The sequence below is a fragment of the Paraburkholderia sp. BR10872 genome (assembly GCF_040965835.1).
Lineage (GTDB): Bacteria > Pseudomonadota > Gammaproteobacteria > Burkholderiales > Burkholderiaceae > Paraburkholderia > Paraburkholderia nodosa_A.
The window spans coordinates 356,906-374,339 of the sequence record NZ_JBFRCN010000001.1 but is presented as its reverse complement, the minus strand read 5'-3'; the positions used below and the strand labels follow the sequence as shown (position 1 = coordinate 374,339).

Genomic DNA, 17,434 nt, shown 5'->3' with positions numbered 1-17,434 from the left:
AGCACATTCTGCTCGGCGGCGACAACATGGACCTCGCGCTCGCCCACGTGGTCGCGCGCAAGCTCGCGACCCAGGGCACGCAGGCCGATCCGTGGCAACTGCGCGCGCTGACCTATGCGTGCCGCTCGGCCAAGGAAGCGCTGCTGAGCGACGCCTCCGTCGATACGGTGCCGATCGTCGTGCCGAGCCGCGGTTCGAAGCTGATCGGCGGTTCGATCCGCACGGAACTCACGCGCGCCGAACTCACGCAGATCATTCTCGAAGGCTTCTTCCCGCAGGTGGACGCCGCCGCGCGTCCCGCCGTGCGCACGCGCGTCGGTCTCACGCAGCTTGGCCTGCCGTATGCGCAGGACGCGGGCGTTACGCGCCATCTCGCGGCCTTCCTCGGCCGCCAGGTGCAGGCGCTCGCGGAACTCGAAGGCTTTGGCGCGCCGCCCGCAGGCGCGAGCTTCCTGCATCCCACGGCGGTCCTGTTCAACGGCGGCGTGTTCAAGTCGGCGCTGCTCTCGCAACGCGTGCTCGATATCCTCAACGGCTGGCTCGCGGCCGAGGGTGCTGCCCCCGCGCGTCTGCTCGGCGGTGCCGATCTCGACCTCGCGGTGGCGCGCGGCGCGGCCTATTACGGCTACGTGAAGCGCGGCAAGGGCGTGCGCATTCGCGGCGGCACGGCGCGCGCGTATTACGTGGCCGTCGAATCGGCCATGCCGGCGGTGCCGGGGCTCGAGCCGCCGGTGTCGGCGCTCTGCGTCGCGCCGTTCGGCATGGAAGAGGGCACCGAGGCGGCGCTGCCGCCGCAGGAGTTCGGCCTCGTCGTGGGCGAGCCGGTGCACTTCCGTTTCTTCGGCTCTTCGGTGCGGCGCCTGGATCAGGTCGGCACGATGCTCGACTACTGGTCGCCCGAAGAATTGCAGGAGCTGGAGGAAATCCAGGCGACGCTGCCGACCGAAGGCCGCACGCCCGGCGAAGTCGTGCCCGTGAAGCTGCACGCGCGCGTGACGGAGGCGGGCACGCTGGAGCTCGAAGCCATGCCGAGCGGCACGAACGAGCGCTGGAAGGTCGAGTTCGACGTGCGTGGCGGAGCAGGCGACTGAGCCCGATGAAGCAATACGTCGTCGGCATCGACCTGGGGACGAGCAATACCGTCGTGGCGTACGTGGAGGCTGGCGGCGACGCCATCCGCGTGTTCGACGTCGAGCAGCTCACCGGCCTCGGGGAAGTGGGCGCGGAAAAGATGCTGCCTTCCGCGCGCTATCACCCGGCGGCAGGCGAGCTTGCGGCAGGCGATCTGCGTTTGCCGTGGCGCGCACCGACGCCCGGCGACGACGCCGTCATCGGCCGCCTCGCGCGCACGCTCGGCGCGCAGGTGCCGGGCCGGCTCGTGGCGAGTGCGAAAAGCTGGCTCTCGCACGCCGCGGTGGACCGCCTCGCGCCGATCCTGCCGTGGGGCGCGCCCGACGACGTCGCCAAGGTTTCGCCGGTGACCGCGAGCGCGAGCTATCTCGCGCACGTGCGCGCCGCGTGGAACCATCGTTTCCCGCATGCGCCGCTCGAAGATCAGGACGTGGTGCTCACCGTGCCCGCCTCGTTCGACGACGGCGCGCGTGCGCTCACGCTCGAAGCGGCGCGCATGGCGCAATTGCCCGCGCTGCGTCTGCTCGAAGAACCGCAGGCCGCGTTCTACGACTGGCTGTATCACCATCGCGCGACGCTCGATGCGGAGCTGGGCGCGTCGCGCCTCGTGCTCGTGTGCGACGTGGGCGGCGGCACGACCGACCTCACGCTCATCAAGGTGCAGTTCGACGCCGGCGAGCCGCAGCTCACACGCATTGGCGTGGGCAATCATCTGATGCTCGGCGGCGACAACATGGATCTCGCGCTCGCGCATCTGGCCGAAAGCCGGCTCGCGAACGCGCAAACGCGGTTGAGCGCGGCGAGCCTTTCGCAGCTCGTGGAACGCTGCCGCGTCGCGAAGGAGCAGTTGCTCGACACGAGCGCGCCCGAGTCCGTGCCGATCACGCTGCTCGGTGCCGGCGCGCGTCTCGTGGGCGGCGCGCGCACCACGCAGCTCGGCCGCGAGGAAGTCGCGCAGATCGTGGTGGACGGCTTCTTTCCCATGGGCACTGCCGGCGACCTGCCGCGCCGCTCGCGCGCGGCGATCGTCGAGTTCGGCTTGCCCTATGCCGCCGATCCGGGCATCACGCGCCATATCGCAGCGTTCTTGCAGCGCTTCGCGGCGCAGTCGCGCGAGGCGCTGGGTTTGTTTGGCGCTGCCGGTGAACCGGAAGCCGCGCTGCCCATGCCCGACGCGCTGCTGCTCAACGGCGGCGTGTTCCGCGCTCGCTCGCTTGCGCAGCGTCTGGCCGATACGCTCGGCACGTGGCGCGGCGAGCCGCTCAACGTGCTGCAGAACGATCAGCCCGACGTGGCCGTCGCGCGCGGCGCGGTCGCCTATGCGCTTGCGAGGGCAGGCAACGCGCCTCGTATCGGCGGCGGCTCGCCGCGCAGTTACTTTCTCGTTCTCGATGAAGGCGCGGGAGCCGATGCCGCTCCGCGCGGCGTGTGCGTCCTGCCACGCGGCACGGAGGAAGGCCACGAGCTGCATCTGGACGACCGTACGTTCGCCTTGCAACTGGGCCAGCCGGTGCAGTTCCACCTTGCATCGACGGTGGCCGACACCGCGTGGCAACCCGGCGAGCTGGCCGACCTCGAGGCAGCCGACTTCGTGCGCCTGCCGCCGCTCGCAACCGTGGTGCCCGCGGGCGGCGATGCAAAGACGGCGCGCGAGCGCCCCGTCAAGCTCACGACCGCGCTCACCGAAGTCGGCACCCTGGAGATGCACTGCATCGCCACCGACGATGCTTCGCAGCGCTGGCTGCTCGAATTTGCGCTGCGCCGCGCGGAGCACGAGGGCGGTGCAGGCGCGGCAATCGGCGAGTCGCGCCATGCGGGCCTCGACGAAGCGATCGAGGCGATCGAGCGCGTGTTCGGCGCGCGTTCCGCCAAGGTCGACGCGAAGGAAGTGAAGCGCTTGCGCGCGCATCTCGAAGAGCGGCTCGGGCCGCGCCAGAACTGGGACGGACCGCTGTTGCGCGAGCTGTTCGGCGCGCTCTGGGAACGCGCGGGCAAGCGGCGGCGCTCCGCCGATCACGAGCGCCTGTGGCTCAATCTCGCCGGCTTCTGTCTGCGTCCGGGTTTCGGCTATCCGCTGGACGAATGGCGCGTCGAGCAACTCTGGTCGCTCTTCGACGACGGCATCCAGTTCGTGGGCGAAGGCCAGGTGTGGTCGGAGTGGTGGACGCTCTGGCGGCGCGCGGCGGGCGGCCTGAACGAGGCGCAGCAGGACGAGGTGCTGGCGGCGATGACGTACCTCGAAGAGGCGGCCGGCGCGAAGCGCCACAAGCTGCCCTTCGACGCCGCGAAGCTGGGCGTGCCGGACATGATCCGGCTCTATGCCTCGCTCGAGCAGATTGCGGCCGAGCGCAAGATCGAGATCGGCGAGCGGCTGTTGCAGCGGCTCCAGAAGCCTACCGAGAATCATCAGACGTGGTGGGCCGTGGGCCGCATCGGCGCGCGCCAGCCGTTCTACGGCAGCGCGCACGGCGTGGTGCCGCCGCACACCGCAGCGCTTTGGCTCGATGCGATTCTCGCGCTCGACTGGAAGAAGATCGAACCGGCGATGTTCGCCGCCGCGCAAATCGCGCGCATGACGGGCGACCGTTCGCGCGACCTGCCCCCCGAGTTGCGCGAGACCGTGGTGCGTCGGATGGAATCGGCGAACGCGCCGCCCACGTGGGTCACGATGGTGCGCGAAGTCGTCGCGCTCGATACGGCCGACACGGGCCGGGTGTTCGGCGAGGCGCTGCCGGCGGGGCTGAAGCTGATCGCGGGCTGAGCGCGGACTGAGCGATGTGTGACTTCTGCAGGAAGCCCGGCGCGCGTATGATCGAACGCCTGATTCCAACAGAAACACAGCGGACTGATCTGCCCATGAATTCTCCTGCCGATGCTTCCTCGCCGCGCGCATTGCGCGCGCTCTCGCCGATCGAGGCGCGTATCGTCGGCGTGCTGGTCGAAAAGCAGCACACGGTGCCCGACACCTATCCGCTCTCGCTCAACGCACTCACGCTCGGCTGCAACCAGAAGACCGCGCGCACGCCGGTCATGAACGTGAGCGAAGCCGAAGTGCTGGCCGCCATCGAAGACCTCAAGCTGTTGAGCCTGGTGTTCGAAGGCAGCAGCAGCCGCGTGCCGCGCTTCGAGCACAACCTGAACCGCGTGCTCGGCGTGCCGAGCCAGGCCGTTGCGCTCCTGACGGTGCTGCTGCTGCGCGGCGCACAGACGGCCGCGGAATTGCGCCTGAACTCGTCGCGCCTGCACGGGTTCGCCGACGTCTCTTCGGTCGAAGGCTTCCTCGAAGAACTGGCCGAACGCGAGCCGCCGCTCGTCGTGAAGCTGCCGCGCGCGCCGGGCGAGCGCGAAAGCCGCTGGATGCATCTGATGTGCGGCGAGGTCAACACGGCAAGTTTCATCGCCGCGGGGACCATCGCTCCCGGGGCGCGCGAGGAGGCCGGCGAGAGCGTTTCGCTCGCGGACTTCGAAGCAGTACGCGCCGAACAGCAGCGTCTCGCCGATGAAGTCGCGCGCCTGCAAACGCTCGTCGCTCGCATGGCCGCCGAGTTGGGCATGTCGCTCGACTGAGCGCCTTCGCCTCCGTCGCGCCATGGACGCCGCCGCATCCACCGCCCGGCGCCTGCGCCAGGTGCGCGACCTGCCATGCCCGCGCGGCTTGCCGCTCATCGGCAATCTGCATCAGCTGAATGCGCCCAAACTGCATCGTGTGCTCGAACAGTGGGCGGAGGAACCTTCGATGATCGAGGAAATCACGGCGTTCGCGATGGTGCCGAATCGCATGCCGGTGCGGCTGGAATTGCGGCCGACGGTTGAGTCGGCTCGACTACAGGCGACCTATCAACCGGGCCGTGACTGAAGTCTCAACCCTGCGTGATGAAGGTATGGACGTGGGTGTTGAAGAGGTCGGGGTGCGTGCCGTTCATGCCGTGCGTGGCGCCCTTGATCGTGACGCGGCGCGCGAACTCGATCCACTCGTCCAGCGCTTCGACGTTGTTGCGGAACATGAGCGGGCTGCGCTGGCCGTCGATCAGCAGCGTGCGGCACTTGATCTCGCCGGCGGCGCGCGGCGCATACGGCGGCAGCGGGTCCTGCAACTGCTTGGGCAGCGTCGTGGCGTTGGCGATGGCCATCTGGCGAAATGCCGCCGAGCCTTTCTTCCACGCGCCCGGCACGCTCACGGAGTCGACGAACAACTCGAGCCCCGCTTCGACTTCGCCGGCATGGATGAGGTCGGCCGCGCGCGTGCGCAGTGCGTTGGTGGCAGGGGGCAGCGCGGCTTCGTCGTCGTCCACGCGCGAGAGCGGGCCGCCCGGGTCGGCCAGCACCAGCGTGCGCACGAGGCGCGGATAGCGGCGCGCCAGATGCCACGCCACGCAGCCGCCCCGCGAATGACCCACGAGGTGCACCGATTCGAGACCCAGCGCGGCGATGAAATCGGCCAACTCGGTGACGTGGCTCTCCCAGCCGAAATCGCCCTGGATACAGGCGTCGGCCGCGGGCCAGTAATGGCTCAGGCTCGGCGCGATGCAGCGAAAATGCTCCGACAGGCCGTTGAGCTGCGGCATCCAGTAGCGGTAATCGCAGAGCGATCCGTGGACGAACAGCAGCGGCTCGCCATCGCCGCGCTCCAGGAACGGCAGGGCAATGCCCGAGTGCAACGTCGCGTACGACAGGTCGGGCACAGCAAGTAGGGAGGGATCGATGCGTTGGTTCAAGGAGTGGCTCCGAGCGTATGAGCGTCACTTTGCCGCAACCGAACGATTAAGGGAAACTCAATAAACTGAAGGAATCGATAAGCTTTTCTGATTCGAAAAAGGGACGTAACGCTGCGAGGCCCGTCGCGCGGGGCTGTTCTCTTTCAGCGGTGAAAGCAAGCGGGTGCGCCCGCCCCGCCGGCGGCCTGGAGCGCGGCGGCAGGATCGTGGTTTGTAGCGGCGCCGACCGCGTTCGCGGCGGGGAATTTACGCCTTCGGCGCCACGAGATTGGCGTCACGCGCGAGCAGCCAGCGTCCGCTCGCGTCCTTGCGCACCAGCGTGAGCGTGTAGCCTGCACGGCGTATGGGCCGGGGCGCGCCCGGCGGCGTAATGGCGATGTCGATGCGATTGCGCAGAAAGGCCCAATCGCCCAGCACCTGCAGTTCCACGATCTCAGCCGTGCCCTCTATGCGCATGTCTTGCTGCGCTTGCGAGGCCGCCGCGAACTCGGCCTTGCCGAACGGCTCCTGGCCGGGCACCGTGAACACCACGTCGTCGGTCATCAGGCTCAGGACTTTGGCCGTGTCGCCGGCGCGGCTGGCCTCCATCCAGGTTTGCACCAGCTCTCGAATGGCACGTTCGTCATCGGTCATCGTGGACTCCCTCGTCGTTCCGTTCGATGATTCTAGAATGCGGCGCGCGACGCATCAGAATGCACTGCGATAAGCAAACAAGCCCGGCAAGCCGCCAGTCATGACGAAGAGGACGTTCTCGCCGCGTGCAAGGCGCCCCGATCGCGCGGCGTGCACGAGACCCGCGAACGCCTTGCCGCCGTACACGGGGTCGATCAGCAGGCCTTCTTTCGAAGCGACGAGACGCACGGCCTCGCGCATCGCGTCGGTTGGAATGCCGTAGCCTTCGCCGAGCTGGGCTTCGTCGATCACGATCGAGCGGCCCTCGATGCGCCGCGCCTGATCGATCAGCTCGAGCGTCTTGCCGGCCTTTTCGAACGTTGCGGCGTGGGCCTGCCCGGCCTTCGCCAGCACGGTGTACGCAAGCACGAGGCTCGGGTCGATGCCCAAGGCCGCGAAGCCGGCGGCGAGCCCTGCGTGCATGCCGCCGCTGCCGTTCGGCACGACGACGCGTGCGAAGCTCAAACCCTGTGCATGGGCCTGCGTCATGATTTCCGCGGCGCACGCCGCGTACCCCAGACATCCGACCGGGCTCGATCCGCCCAGCGGGCACACGTAGACCTTGCGGCCCTGGGCGCGCAGCTCGTCGGCGCGGGCCTGGGCGAACTCCAGTGCGTTGGCCGTGCCGGGCAGGTCGTGCACGCGTGCGCCGAGCAGGTCGTCGAGCAGGATGTTGCCGTTCTCCAGATACTCGAAATCCGCGCGCGGCACGGCCCGCGTGAGCACGAGTTCGCACTGCAGGCCCGCTTGCGCCGCCGCAGCCGCCGTCAAGCGCGCATGGTTCGACTGGCGCGCGCCCACAGTGATGATGGTGTCCGCGCCCGCAGCCAGCGCTTCGCCCATCAGGAACTCCAGCTTGCGCAGCTTGTTGCCGCCGCCGCCGAGGCCAGTCAGATCGTCCCGCTTGACATAGACATTGACGCCCCCCAGTTCGTGGCTTAGCCGCGGCAAGGGCTGGATCGGCGTGGGTCCTTCCAGCAGTGCGCGGCGAGCATGCCGCGAAAGATCGAGCTGATAGGGGACGCGGCATGCGTCGTGGCATTCGTTACGGTAGTCATCGGGCTCTCGCTGTTTCGCACTCAGGAATGGGAGCGTGGCTGGCGGCATTTGCGTTTGCCAGGCGTCGAATAGTAACCAGGGTACTTCTCGAATAATGCGCAACGCCTCAGGGTTCTCACGTCCACGTAATTCCGTATTGCGTCGCAGCAAGGAGGTTTTTAGACTGATTCTTATCCAGGCAATCGTCGGAGACGATATTCCCACCACGGGAGGCTTCAAATGAATATTTTTCAATCGCCGAGCCAACCATCGAGTCCGAAGCTGCACGTATTTGAACAGGAAGGCGGCTGGCACTGGGGTATCACCATAGAGCGTTCGGCAGGCGGCGGGTTCAAGGTCATCGCGTACAGCGAGAAGACTTTCCGCGCCGAAGACGAAGCGCAGTCCGACGGCGACCGCGCCCTCGTCAATCTCGCCGAACTGGTTTGAGCCGCGCGCCGCGCGGCTTCGTGTTTTTACGTCTGCGGCACCTTTCCTCGCATCCTTCCACGTTTGCGGCCCGCGCTCCCCGCGCTGCGCCGGCATCGATGTTTCTTTTCGTCTGATCGCTTTGCCTGCATGTGGGCGGGCCGCGTCCATCGGCCTCACCGATCGATCGTGCGACGTTTGCTAAAAATCAGCGCGCAATCTCATGCGCCCCGGTATCTTGAAAAATTGCCCGAGTGGGCTTTCGGACCGTTTCTGAGCGCAGTCACCCCCTTGATGAATTCACCCGCGCCGCGCACCTCGCCGACACTTGCGCCCGATCTGCAACTGGGCGAACCCATGACCGATACGATGCATGCCGAATTCGTCGCGCTGGTCGACGCGCTCGCGTGCGCGAGCGACGAAACCTTGCTCGGCGCGTTCGACGCGTGGGCGGCGCATACGAAGCAGCATTTCGCGCAGGAAGAGGCATGGATGGAGGAGATGAACTTTGGTCCGCGCCATTGCCATGGGAGCCAGCATCGGCACGTCCTGAACGTGGCCCGCGAGGTGCGCAGGCAAGTCGCCGACGAGGGACGCTTCGACAGCGGGCGGCAACTGGTGAGCGAACTACGCGAATGGTTCGCCTGGCACGTGAAGTCGATGGACGCGCTCATGGTCGAAGCCCTGCGCGAACGCGGCATCGCAACGGCCGATCAGGCCGATCTAACCGATCAACCCGTCTGAATCACATTCCAATCGTTCGGTTCATGCAAGCAGATATCGTAATCGTGGGCGCCGGACCGGTGGGGCTGTGTCTCGCGCGCTCGCTCAGTGGTGTTGGCCTCAAGATCGTCATCGTCGAGCAGCAGTGCCTCGCCGACATCAGCGAACCGCAGTTCGACGGACGCGAGATCGCGCTGACCCAGAAGTCGGTGCGCGCGATGCGCAGGTTCGGGCTTTGGGATCTCATCGACCCGCACGCGCGTGCGCCGCTTCGCAGCGCGAGGGTATTCAATGGTCCTTCGCCGGGGGCGCTCGAGATCGGGCACGACCTGAGCGGCCACACAGAGCTGGGCTGGCTGGTCTCCAATCACCTGATCCGCAAGGCTGCCTGCGAGGCGCTGCGGCAAAGCGCGGCGGAGCATGGCGACGTGACGCTGCTGGCAGCGCAACAGGTCAGCGCGGTGAACGCCGGTGAGGATCAGGCGAGCGTGACACTGGAGAGGGGTGAAACGCTCTCAGCGAAGTTGATCGTCGCGGCGGACAGCCGCTTCTCGTCTACGCGCAAGATGATGGGCATTGCTGCCAACATGCACGATTTCGGCAAGGCTATGCTGGTTTGCCGCATGACACACGAAGCGCCTCACGAGCACGCCGCGTGGGAATGGTTCGGCTACGATCAGACGCTCGCGTTGCTGCCCATGAACGCGGAGCGCTCGACGAACGCGCATCAGTCGTCGGTCGTACTCACGCTGCCCGTGGGCCACGTCAACGAGATCGCCGCGCTTGCGCCCGACGCATTCGCGCGCCATATCGAGGATCGTTTCATGCACAGGTTGGGCGCGATGAGGCTGGCGAGCACGCGGCATGTGTATCCGCTCGTGGCCGTTTATGCGGAGCGCTTCGTCGGCAAACGCTTTGCGGCCGTGGGCGACGCGGCAGTCGGCATGCATCCGGTGACCGCGCATGGATTCAATTTCGGTCTGCTCGGCGTGGAAACATTAGGTAACCGAATCATCGAGGCGCACAAAAGCGGCCTCGATATCGGGGCTCCCTCGGTTTTGCAGCGCTATGAAACCCAGCACCGCCGCGCGACGAAGCCGCTCTATCTCGCGACCCGGTTCATCACCGACGTCTATACGAACAACACCGCCCCCGCGAAACTGGCGCGCGAGTTCATGCTGCGCGCGGCTTCGAAACTGATGCCGTTCAGGAAGGCCATCGCGGCTTCTCTGACCGGCTGACTTCACGCCCCCTCGCGCACATCGACCGCAACGATGCGTTCGAGGGCGGCCACCGCGTTCGCCACGCCACTCGTAGCACCTTTGGCGCCAAACATCAAACAGTAAATGGCGCCGGATTAGTGACAAGCTGTTCGATCATGTTCGTTGCGTGCGCAACAAATCGCTGATTGTCGCGTCTCACCCTCTCCATCCGTTAGCCGTTTGCCGACTCGCGCCCGTCTGCGCCTTGGTCAGCGCGCATTTGCGGCTTGCCAGGACTTATCCGGTCGCCGGGGACTGCATTGATTAGACGATTCGTCCTAGTGAAAACGAGGATGCCTTTGACGCGAGTTAGCCTTGCGCACCTAAAAATTATGCTACAGAATCCTCAAAAAATCCCACAGACGCTTTGTGGCATACAAACGGCGAGCCGAACATGACGTACGGTTCACCTCGGAGACACCAAATGAAGGAACTGACGGCCCCGAACATCGGAGCGAGGTCCGAAACCGGCTGGTACCGCAGCTGGTTTCTGCTACTCCTCGTTCTGATCTATGCGTCGAGTTTTGTCGACCGGATCATCATCGCGGTCGTCGGCCAGTCGATGAAGATCGAGATGAACCTGAGCGACCTGCAACTCGGGCTGCTGAACGGGCTCGCGTTCTCGATCTTCTATTCGCTGTTGGGTCTGCCGATCGCGCGTCTCGCCGAGCGTTTCAACCGTGTCGTGCTGATCGCGCTTTCTATTGGTGCCTGGTCGGTCATGACGGCGCTGTGCGGCACTGCCGGCGCGTACTGGCAATTGCTGCTCTACCGACTTGGGGTGGGCATTGGCGAGGCCGGCAGCACACCCACCGCGCACTCGCTGATTTCCGATCAGTTTGGCCCGCGCCGCCGCGCGAGCGCGCTCTCCATCTATGCGTTCGGGCCGCCCATCGGCGTGCTTGCCGGCGCGCTAGGCGGCGGCTTGATGGTGCAGCACATGGGCTGGCGCCCGGTGTTCTTCGTGGTCGGCCTGCCGGGACTCATCTTCGGTCTGCTTGCCTGGATCACGCTGCGCGAACCGAAGCGCGGCGGGGCGGAGGAGGGCGGTGCGCACGCTGCGGCCCCCGTGCCGCCGCTGCGCGATGTGCTCGCCGTTCTGTTCAAGAGCCGCGCCTTCGTGCACATGCTGCTCGGCACCGTGATCGGCGGGTTCGCGCAGTACGGCGTCAACCTGTTCATCCCCGTCTATCTGAACCGCGTGTACGGCCTGAGCTTCGCGCAGGCCGGGCTGATCTTCGGCCTCATGATCGGTGTGGGCGGTTTGCTCGGCAACCCGCTGGGCGGCCTGCTCGCCGACTCGCTGGGCGTGAAGAATCGGCGCTGGTATGCCTGGGTGCCCGCGCTCGGCACGGCAATCGGCTTTCCGCTCGTGGCATTCGCCCTCACCCTCGGGCAATGGCACGCCGCGGTGGCACTGATCTTCTGCGCCACGATCATGCTGAGCATGTGGAATGGCCCGACCTTCGCCGTCGTGCACGGCATCGTCGAACCGCGCATGCGCGCCACCGCGTCGGCCTGTGTGTTCCTGCTCATGAATCTGGTGGGTCAGGGTTTGGGTCCGACCACTGTAGGATTCCTGAGCGATCACCTTGCGGCACGCCTGTTCACGCAAGGCCAGTTCAAGCTGGTTTGCGCGGCTGGCGGCGCACACGGCCTGCATGGCGCAGTTGCCGCAGGTCAGGGAGCCTTCGCGTCGGCCTGTCACGATGCTTCGGCTCACGGCATTCGTTACGCGATGCTGGCGGTCAGCGTGGCGCTCGGATGGTCGGCTGTCCATTACTTCCTGGCCTCGCGCCACCTCTCTCGCAGCAAGTAGTTCGAAGCCGGCGCCAGCCGATGGGAATACACCAGCAATAAAAGCGGGTGCAAAAGCCCGCAATTTCAGGAGATCGTCAAGTGAAGAAGAAGGTTTTGGCGGGCGCGATAGCGGCCGTGATGGCGGGTGGCGCGCACGCGCAAAGCAGCGTGACGCTGTACGGGATTATCGACAATGGCCTCACCTATGTGAGCAACGCGGGCGGTCATTCGCTCTGGAAAATGGATGACGGCATCAACCAGGCGTCGCGCTGGGGCTTGAAAGGCGTGGAGGATCTGGGGGGCGGACTGAAGGCGATCTTCACGCTGGAGAACGGCTTTTCGCTGAACACCGGCGCCGCGGGCCACGGCGGCGCGTTGTTCGGCCGCCGCGCCTTCGTGGGACTGTCGAGCGACAGGTTCGGTACGCTGATCGCGGGCTACGATTACGACTTCATTTACGACTACATCTCCTATTACACGAACGTCGCGCAGTTCGCGCCTTCGTATGCGTTCCACGGCGCCTACGACATTGACCGCCTCGCGGGCGAGCCGGTGAGCAACATGGTGCGCTACGAAACGCCTAACTGGCATGGCTTCGGCGCGGGCGTGATGTACGGCTTCAGCAATATCGCAGGCGCTTTCGGCGGCACGCCGACCGGTAACCCGCGCGTGATTAGCGGCGGCATCAAGTACAGCCCGACCGGCACGTTCAACGCACCGTACTCGATGGCTGCCGTGATCACAAAGACGGACGGCGGCAACGCAACGCGCGGCGTCGGCACGATGGCGCAGGTTGCGCTCGACGCGGAGTCGATCTACACGGTTGCCGTTGGCGGCATGGTGAACCTGAACGATGCGTGGTCGGTCAATGGGTTGTACACGTACACGAATGCGTCGAAGAGCCCGCGTGGTGTCGTCACGGTGAACGCCTACGAGGTCGGCACGAGCTACAGGATCTCGCCGATGCTCACGGTGGGCGGCGGGTTCACTTATGTAGACCAGCACCGCCTTGGCAAGTACGACCTCTACAGCGCCGGCGTGGACTATCACCTTTCGAAACGCACCGACGTCTACATGTTCGGCGTATTCCAGCATGCGTTCGCGGGGCAGAAGTTCGCGGACAGCTTCCTCGTTTCGACGCCGTACTCGGTTCCGGGAGCAGGCGGCTCGCTGTACGGTAACCTCGCATCGACCACGGCCAACCAGCTGGCTATGCAGATCGGTATTCGACACACTTTCTAATCGTTTCGCGACGCGCCGGTAGCTGGATTGAGTTTCCGGGTGCCGGCGCTTTTTTAAGGAATCCTACTCGACAGGTCGGCCGGTTCAAACCGTTTGTCTACATGCCCGCCGGGACCGCATGGACCTGGCGGGCATTCGCGCGCGAAGCCCTGGGGGCGCCAAGCCGGGGTAAGGAGAATGCCACTCTCTTGCGCGGGTTGAGTTGCTGTCCGCGCGCACGGATGCCCTCCGGCGACTCGATCATTCCCTTTTCATTGGGGTAACACACAGTTGGGCGTTTGGTATACCTGACGGTATCATATGGATTTTAAACGCCATCGGCAGTTGCAAGCCGCCGATATGGCCCTTCGAACCCACTGTCAGCCATTCAATGAGTCTGCCACCCAAACTGAGCCGGTCCGCCGAAATCAAGGCGCTCCTGGAATCGGAAATCGAGCGAGGCGAACTCGTGCCGGGCGCCGCGCTCGACGAGCGCGCGCTCGCCGCGCGCTTCAATGTGTCGCGCACGCCCATTCGCGAGGCGCTGCAGCAGCTTGCCGCGCAGCAGTATGTGCAGATCGTGCCGCGCCAGGGCGTGTTCGTGACAAAGATGACGGTCCCGCAGCTGCGGAACATGCTTGAACTGCTGCACGAGCTGGAAGCCGTTTCGGCGCGCCTGGCCGCCCGCCGCATGAACGACGAGCAGCGCGTGGAACTGCAGCGCACGATCGACGAAGGCGTGGAAGCGCTGAACCAGAGCGACGCCCGCCGTTTTGCGCGCAGCAATGCGGAATTCCATGAGGTGATCTGTCAGGCCTGCCACAACGACTACCTGGCCGAGCAGATCCGGGCGATCCGCCGCCTGATTTCACGCTATCGCCCCAAGCTGTTTCTGGCGCCGAGCCGCCGGGAGAAGGTGATCGCCGACCACCAGCGCCTCGCGCAAGCGCTGCTTTCGGGCGACGAGGCGACCGCCGAGGAAGTCATGGCGCAGCATTCGCCGGGCGGCGACGCGGGCTTCTCGGAGTTCCTCGCCACCTTGCCGGCCGAGTTCTTCAACGACGCGCCGATGAGCCACGCGCGCGAAACGGCTTCGGCCGAGGCCGGGTCGCTCGACGCCGAGCAGGACGAAGAGTGAAAGCGTCGCCCGTTCGGCCGGGCGCCGTAACGGCCGCCGTGCGCGTACGCGCGGCGGCTGCGGGACAGCGGTTGCGTCACAGATCGCCGAAGCGGCCGTTCTCCGCCGCGAGCTTTTCCAGGAGCGGTGCGGGCTTCCACCAGTAGCCATACTCCTCATGGAGCCGCTTGATGTCGCGATAGACGTTCGCCAGGCCGATCTGGTCTGCGTAGTACATCGGGCCGCCGCGGTGCGCGGGAAAGCCGTAGCCCGTCACGTAAACTACGTCGATGTCGCTCGCACGCAGCGCGATACCCTGTTCCAGCAGCCTCGCGCCTTCGTTGATCATGCCGTACACGCAGCGCTTGACGACTTCCCCGGCGGATATCGGGCGGCGGGTAATGCCCATGCGTTCCGATTCCTCTACGATGAAGCGCTCCAGTTCTTCGTCGCGCTGCGGCTCGCGGCTGCCCGCCTCGTAGCGATACCAGCCCTTGCCGCTTTTCTGGCCGAGCCGGCCCATTTCCACGAGCTTCATGATGAGATCGTTCCAGCGGCGGTCGGTGGGACGTGTCGCCATCTGCGCCTTGCGCGTCTGGTAGCCCACGTCGTTGCCGGCCATGTCGTGCACGGCGAAGATGCCCATCGCGTAGCCGAACGCCTTGAGCGCCGCATCCACTTCGTGCGGCAGTGCGCCATCTTCGACAAGAAAGTGCGCTTCGCGGTTGTAGTTGCGAAAGAGCGCATTGCCGATAAAGCCCGGATAGATGCGCGAGAGCACCGACACTTTGCCCATGCGGCGGCCCAGATCCATGAGCGTGGCGATCACGTCGTCGGCGGTTTGCGCGGCGCGCACGACTTCGAGCAGGCGCATGACGTGCGCGGGGCTGAAGAAGTGCGCGCCCACCACGTCGGCGGGGCGCTTCGTAACGGCGGCGATCTCGTCGATGTCGAGGCCCGAGGTGTTGGTGGCGAGGACGGCGCCCGGCTTCGCGTGCACGTCCAGCTCGCGGAAGATGCCCTGCTTGAGCGCGAGGTCTTCGAATACGGCCTCGATCACGATGTCGGCGTTCTTCACGTCGGCGATCGAGAGGGAGCTCGTGATGCACGCGAGACGCTCGTCGCGCACGGCGGCGTCGAGCTTGCCGCGCTTCACGCTGTTTTCGTAGTTGTCGCGAATGCGGGCGAGGCCGCGCGCGAGGCTTTCCTCGTTCGCGTCGATCAGCGTCACGGGGATGCCCGCGGCGGCCAGCGCCATCGCAATGCCGCCACCCATCGTGCCTGCGCCGATCACGGCGGCCTGCGCGACCGGGCGCGGCGCAGCGTCGCCGACCGGGATTTGCGCGGCTGTCTTCTCGGCAGCCTTCACGTGCGCGAGCGCCGCTTCGCGCGCGACCGCTTCCTGCGGATTCAGTTCGTTTGATGCATTCATGATTCGTTGCGCCTCACGCTGTCGTTATGCCGTGGTCTTGCGGGTGTCGGGGCGCTCGAGCGGCTTCGCCTTGCCATCCACGAACGCCTGCAGGCGCTTCGCGGTTTCGGGCGAGCGCGCCATATTCGAGCTCATGTATTCAAGGAAGAGGCCGTCCTCGTGCGAAAGATCGTTCACGCGCGGCAGCAGGTTGGTGATGCGCCAGTTCGTATCGGGCGCGTTCTGGGCGATTTTCGCGGCCAGCTCCTTCGCCTTGGCGAGCGCTTCGCCCGGCGGCGTGAGATACGTGATGACGTGCTCGCGTAAGCCTTCTTCGGCCGAGAGCAGGCGCCCCGTGAGCATGAGGTCGGCCATGACCGTGTAGCCGATCACGCGCTGAATGCGCACCGTGCCGCCGCCGCCCACGAAGATGCCGCGCTGGCCTTCGGGCAGGCCGAAGAACGCTGTCGAGTCGCCCACGCGCACGTGGGCCGCCGTCGCGAGCTCGAGGCCGCCACCCACCACGGCGCCGTGCAGCGCCGCGACGAAAGGAATCGGTCCGCGCGCAATGATGTCGAACACTTCGTGCCATGAGTGGCGGCGGCGCTTGCGCGGGGCCGCGGTCTCACCGGTTGCGCGCGCAAGCGCTTCGCGCAGGTCGAGACCCGCGCTGAAATTGCCGCCGTGCCCGAACAGCACGCCAACGTCGGCTTCTTCGCCCGCGCGCATGACGGCGGCGCGCAGTTGGGCGATCACGTCTTCGTTGATCGCGTTGCGCTTGTCAGGGCGGTTCAGGCCGATCAGGGCGACCGGGCCGTCGAGTTCATAAGTAACCAGGATTTTGCTCATTCTGGATTCCGCTTGAATTGCGTGGAAAGTGTTAGAGGTCGAGCACGAGGCGGCCGCTCTTGCAACGCGACACGCAAGCCTGCATGACCTTGCCGCTGGCCTTGTCCGCCTCGGAGAGATAGACGTCGCGATGCTCGATCTCTCCGCTGCTCACTTTGGTCGTGCACAGTCCGCAGTAGCCGGCGCGGCAGTCGTACATCACGTCGGCGCCGTTTTCGATCAGCGTATCGAGCAGAGACTTGTCGGCGGGCACCGTGAAGCATTTGCCCGATGACTTCAGTTCGACTTCGAATGCGGCGTCGCCTTCGTGCGCCACGGCCTCGGCAAACAGCTCGTAGTGCAGATCACATTCATGCCAGCCGCGCTGGCGCGTCGCTGAAAGCACCGCTTCGATCATGCCCGCCGGTCCGCACACGTAGATCGGCTGGTTCACCTGAGCGCCGTCGAGCAACGCGTCGACCGAGAGGCGCGTGGCCGGATCGTCGTCGGCGTGCAGCACGAGCCTTTTGCCCGCGAGCGCGCGGAGTTCATCGACGAAGGGCAGCGCCTCGCGCGTGCGGCCGCTGAAATGCAGTTCGAATTCGCGTTGCTGTGCGGCGAGGGCGCTGGCCATCGAGACGATCGGCGTGATGCCGATGCCGCCCGCGACGAGCAGCACGCGCGGCGGCGCGGCGAGCCGGAAATGGTTGACCGGCGCGCGCACGTTGAGCGTGGCGCCCACTTCCAGCGCATGCATGTGGCGCGAGCCGCCGCGGCCTTCGTCCTCGCGGCGGATGCCGAGCCGGTAGGCCGGAACGCCACCGCGAGGATCGACGGACGGATCGAGATGGATCAGCGAATACGAACGCCACTGCGGTACGCCGCCCGTCGGGGACGGGATCTCGACCTGAAGGTGCGCGCCAGGCTCGAAGCCGGGCAGCAACGCGCCGTCGGCCGCTTCGAGCGTATACGACTTGATGAGCGAAGTCGCGGTGTCGATCGCCGCGACGCGCAGCGTGAGCAGCAGGGGAGCAAGCATCGAAGTCATTCCGGAGATACGGTGTTATGCGGGTGTAATTCGGTCGCG

Annotated in this window: 15 protein-coding genes and 1 pseudogene; 10 read left to right on the top strand and 6 right to left on the bottom strand. The window is 66.0% G+C overall.

Translation table 11 applies throughout. The features are described from left to right. From AB4Y43_RS02050 to AB4Y43_RS02035, 4 genes and pseudogenes are all read left to right on the top strand, one after another. Positions 1-1,091: pseudogene (locus AB4Y43_RS02050) on the top strand (Hsp70 family protein); the annotation flags it as partial. A gap of 5 nt (positions 1,092-1,096) precedes the next feature. After that, positions 1,097-3,892, top strand: a complete 2,796-nt coding sequence (locus tag AB4Y43_RS02045) for an Hsp70 family protein (RefSeq protein WP_368726909.1) — start codon at positions 1,097-1,099, stop codon at positions 3,890-3,892. Between the two features lie 95 nt (positions 3,893-3,987). Further along, a complete protein-coding gene (locus tag AB4Y43_RS02040) occupies positions 3,988-4,698 on the top strand; it encodes a YceH family protein (protein WP_368684470.1) in 711 nt (236 codons plus the stop codon). 22 nt (positions 4,699-4,720) lie between these two features. After that, complete coding sequence (locus AB4Y43_RS02035) at positions 4,721-4,987, top strand: hypothetical protein (protein ID WP_368726908.1); 267 nt, start codon at positions 4,721-4,723, stop codon at positions 4,985-4,987. A gap of 4 nt (positions 4,988-4,991) precedes the next feature. Here AB4Y43_RS02035 and AB4Y43_RS02030 read toward each other — a convergent pair whose 3' ends face one another. From AB4Y43_RS02030 to AB4Y43_RS02020, 3 genes are all read right to left on the bottom strand, one after another. Beyond that, positions 4,992-5,846 (bottom strand): alpha/beta fold hydrolase, encoded by an 855-nt coding sequence (locus tag AB4Y43_RS02030; protein WP_069266760.1) that lies wholly within the window; start codon positions 5,844-5,846, stop codon positions 4,992-4,994. A gap of 246 nt (positions 5,847-6,092) precedes the next feature. Continuing rightward, positions 6,093-6,479, bottom strand: a complete 387-nt coding sequence (locus AB4Y43_RS02025) for an SgcJ/EcaC family oxidoreductase (RefSeq protein WP_368726907.1) — start codon at positions 6,477-6,479, stop codon at positions 6,093-6,095. Between the two features lie 54 nt (positions 6,480-6,533). Then, on the bottom strand, positions 6,534-7,625 hold the full coding sequence (locus AB4Y43_RS02020) for a D-cysteine desulfhydrase family protein (protein ID WP_368726906.1): 1,092 nt from the start codon (positions 7,623-7,625) through the stop codon (positions 6,534-6,536). A 171-nt stretch (positions 7,626-7,796) separates the two neighbouring features. Here AB4Y43_RS02020 and AB4Y43_RS02015 point away from each other — a divergent pair, with 171 nt between their 5' ends. The 6 genes from AB4Y43_RS02015 (at position 7,797) to AB4Y43_RS01990 (ending at position 14,129) form a co-directional block, all read left to right on the top strand. Further along, complete coding sequence (locus AB4Y43_RS02015) at positions 7,797-8,006, top strand: hypothetical protein (protein WP_069266757.1); 210 nt, start codon at positions 7,797-7,799, stop codon at positions 8,004-8,006. Positions 8,007-8,279: 273 nt separating this feature from the next. After that, a complete protein-coding gene (locus tag AB4Y43_RS02010) occupies positions 8,280-8,729 on the top strand; it encodes a hemerythrin domain-containing protein (protein WP_368726905.1) in 450 nt (149 codons plus the stop codon). A gap of 23 nt (positions 8,730-8,752) precedes the next feature. Continuing rightward, positions 8,753-9,949 carry a 5-demethoxyubiquinol-8 5-hydroxylase UbiM gene (gene ubiM, locus AB4Y43_RS02005; protein WP_368726904.1) on the top strand — a complete coding sequence of 399 codons (1,197 nt, stop codon included), beginning with the start codon at positions 8,753-8,755 and terminating at the stop codon, positions 9,947-9,949. Between the two features lie 445 nt (positions 9,950-10,394). After that, positions 10,395-11,789 carry a spinster family MFS transporter gene (locus AB4Y43_RS02000; RefSeq protein ID WP_368726903.1) on the top strand — a complete coding sequence of 465 codons (1,395 nt, stop codon included), beginning with the start codon at positions 10,395-10,397 and terminating at the stop codon, positions 11,787-11,789. 80 nt (positions 11,790-11,869) lie between these two features. Next, on the top strand, positions 11,870-13,012 hold the full coding sequence (locus AB4Y43_RS01995; protein WP_342947213.1) for a porin: 1,143 nt from the start codon (positions 11,870-11,872) through the stop codon (positions 13,010-13,012). A 370-nt stretch (positions 13,013-13,382) separates the two neighbouring features. Continuing rightward, entirely contained in the window at positions 13,383-14,129 is a 747-nt protein-coding gene (locus tag AB4Y43_RS01990) for a GntR family transcriptional regulator (protein ID WP_342947214.1), read from the top strand. A 76-nt stretch (positions 14,130-14,205) separates the two neighbouring features. On the opposite strand, the gene AB4Y43_RS01985 is transcribed toward AB4Y43_RS01990, so the two are convergent. From AB4Y43_RS01985 to AB4Y43_RS01975, 3 genes are read right to left on the bottom strand one after another with little or no spacing between them, the layout of a single operon-like run. Further along, the gene (locus AB4Y43_RS01985) at positions 14,206-15,540 is read right to left on the bottom strand and encodes a 3-hydroxyacyl-CoA dehydrogenase NAD-binding domain-containing protein (protein WP_342947215.1); all 1,335 of its coding nucleotides are present in this window, start codon (positions 15,538-15,540) and stop codon (positions 14,206-14,208) included. Positions 15,541-15,564: 24 nt separating this feature from the next. Further along, positions 15,565-16,368 (bottom strand): crotonase/enoyl-CoA hydratase family protein, encoded by an 804-nt coding sequence (locus AB4Y43_RS01980; protein WP_069266750.1) that lies wholly within the window; start codon positions 16,366-16,368, stop codon positions 15,565-15,567. A 31-nt stretch (positions 16,369-16,399) separates the two neighbouring features. Continuing rightward, positions 16,400-17,386 carry a 2Fe-2S iron-sulfur cluster-binding protein gene (locus AB4Y43_RS01975; protein WP_368726902.1) on the bottom strand — a complete coding sequence of 329 codons (987 nt, stop codon included), beginning with the start codon at positions 17,384-17,386 and terminating at the stop codon, positions 16,400-16,402. Positions 17,387-17,434: the final 48 nt, after the last annotated feature.